The 2,156-nt window shown below is 76.3% G+C and carries 3 protein-coding genes; all 3 read left to right on the top strand.

What is annotated here, in order from left to right; all coding sequences use genetic code 11:
• The coding region (locus Q0195_RS08855) for an SIS domain-containing protein (RefSeq protein ID WP_299277248.1) at window positions 1-371 on the top strand (371 nt) is incomplete at its 5' end.
• A gap of 7 nt (window positions 372-378) precedes the next feature.
• Entirely contained in the window at window positions 379-729 is a 351-nt protein-coding gene (locus Q0195_RS08850; RefSeq protein WP_299277246.1) for a holo-ACP synthase, read from the top strand.
• 32 nt (window positions 730-761) lie between these two features.
• On the top strand, window positions 762-2,156 hold a 1,395-nt coding region (locus tag Q0195_RS08845; protein ID WP_299277243.1), incomplete at its 3' end, for a bifunctional ADP-dependent NAD(P)H-hydrate dehydratase/NAD(P)H-hydrate epimerase.

The following is a 2,156-nucleotide window of genomic DNA, read 5'->3' as shown; positions in this document are numbered from 1 at the left end:
TGGCCTACATCCACGCCGAGGGCTTCGCCGCCGGGGAGCTCAAGCACGGCCCGATCGCGCTCATCGACGAGGGACAGCCGGTGTTCGTCGTCGTCCCCACCCCGCGCCGGCCCACCCTGCACGCCAAGGTCATCTCCAACATCCAGGAGGTGCGGGCCCGCGGTGCGCGCACCCTGGTCATCGCCGAGGACGGCGACGAGGACGTCACCCCCTACGCCGATGTCGTCTTCCGCTACCCGGCCACGCCCACGCTCATGACGCCGCTGGTGTCGGTCGTGCCGCTGCAGATCTTCGCCTGCGAGCTGGCCAAGGCCAAGGGGTACGACGTCGACCAGCCGCGCAACCTGGCCAAGTCGGTGACCGTCGAGTGAGCCGGGCGTGATCATCGGGGTCGGGATCGACGTCGTCGACGTCGACCGGTTCATGGCCACGCTGGAGCGCACCCCGCGGCTGCGGGAGAAGCTCTTCACCCCCGAGGAGCGCGAGCTCCCGCCCGCCTCGCTGGCCGCACGGTTCGCGGCCAAGGAGGCGATCGCCAAGGCGCTCGGCGCACCCGGCGGGATGTCCTGGCAGGACTGCACCGTGGAGCGGGTACCGGGCGGCGCCCCGGTCGTCCACCTGCGGGACACCGTCGCCGCCCGCGCCGCCGAGCTCGGCGTGCGGACCTGGCACGTGTCCATCTCCCACGACGCCGGCATCGCCTCCGCCATGGTCGTCGCCGAGACCTGACCCGCCCGGGACCGCTCGGTAGGGTCGGCGACATGGAGCGTGCCTACGAGGTCGAGACGATCCGGGCAGCCGAGGCGCCGCTGCTCGCGGCCACCGCACCCGACGAGCTGATGAAGCAGGCGGCCTTCGCCGTGGCCACCACCGTGTTGGACGAGCTGCGCCGGCTCGGCGCCCGCCGCAGCGGCAGCACCGTCCTCCTCCTCGTCGGCGGGGGGAACAACGGCGGTGACGCCCTCTACGCCGGGGCCTACCTCGCCCGCCGCGGGCTGCAGGTCACCGCCGCGCTGTGCACCGACCGACCCCACGAGCGCGGCCTGGCCGCAGCCACCGCCGCCGGCGTGCGGGCCCGGCCCCTCCTCGGCGACACCGGGCCGCACTGGGACCTCCTCGCCGAGCTCGCCGCCCGGGCGGGGGTCTGGGTCGACGGGCTCACCGGCATCGGCGCCACGGGGGGCCTGCGGGAGCCGCTCGCGGGCATCGTCACCGCCCTCGTCGCACACCGCACGGCGATGCCCGACGAGCCCACCGTCGTCGCCGTCGACGTCCCCTCGGGCATCGGTGTCGACGACGGGACGCTGCCGGGGCCGGTCCTGCCCGCCGACGTCACCGTCACCATGGGCGCCGCCAAGCCCGGGCTGCTCGTCCGGCCCGCCGCGGCCCTCGCCGGCCGGCTCGTCGTCGTCGACATCGGGCTGTGGCCGGGCCTGCCCGCACCCGCGGTGCAGCGCCTCACCCCGGCCGACGTCGCCGACCTCCTGTCCTTCCCGGAGCCCAGCGACCACAAGTACACCCGCGGTGTGCTCGGGCTGGTGGCCGGGTCGACCACCTACCCCGGCGCGGCCGTCCTCGCGTCCGCCGGTGCCCTGCACACCGGGCTCGGCATGGTGCGCTACCTCGGCCCCGACGCCATCTCCCGGCTCGTCCACCAGCGCTTCCCCGAGGTGGTCCTCGGGACCGGACGGGTGCAGGCCTGGGCGGTGGGCAGCGGGGTGGACCCGGCGGACGGCGAACGTGCCGAGGAGGTCCGCGACGCCGTCAGCCGGGCGCTCGCGGACGGGCTACCGGCAGTGCTCGACGCCGGCTCCCTCGCCCTGGCGCCCCCGCGGCTCGCCCCGAACCTCGTCCTCACCCCGCACGCCGGGGAGCTGGCGCGGCTGCTCACCGACCGGGGGCAGGGGACGACCCGCGCCGACGTCGAGGCGGCCCCGCTCCCCACCGCGCGTCGGGCCGCCGTGCTCACCGGCGCCGTCGTCCTGCTCAAGGGGGCGACGACGGTCGTCGCCGCGCCCGGCGGGACGACCTTCGCCCAGGCGGACGGCACCCCGTGGCTGGCGACCGCGGGCACCGGGGACGTCCTCACCGGGGTGCTCGGTGCCGTGCTCGCCGGGGCGGGGGAGGAGTTCACCGCCGTCCTGGACGCCGGCGGC

Source organism: uncultured Georgenia sp., from assembly GCF_937958535.1.
Taxonomy (GTDB): domain Bacteria; phylum Actinomycetota; class Actinomycetes; order Actinomycetales; family Actinomycetaceae; genus Oceanitalea.
The sequence above is the reverse complement of the archived record's forward strand: the minus strand, read 5'-3'. Positions and strand labels throughout refer to the sequence as shown.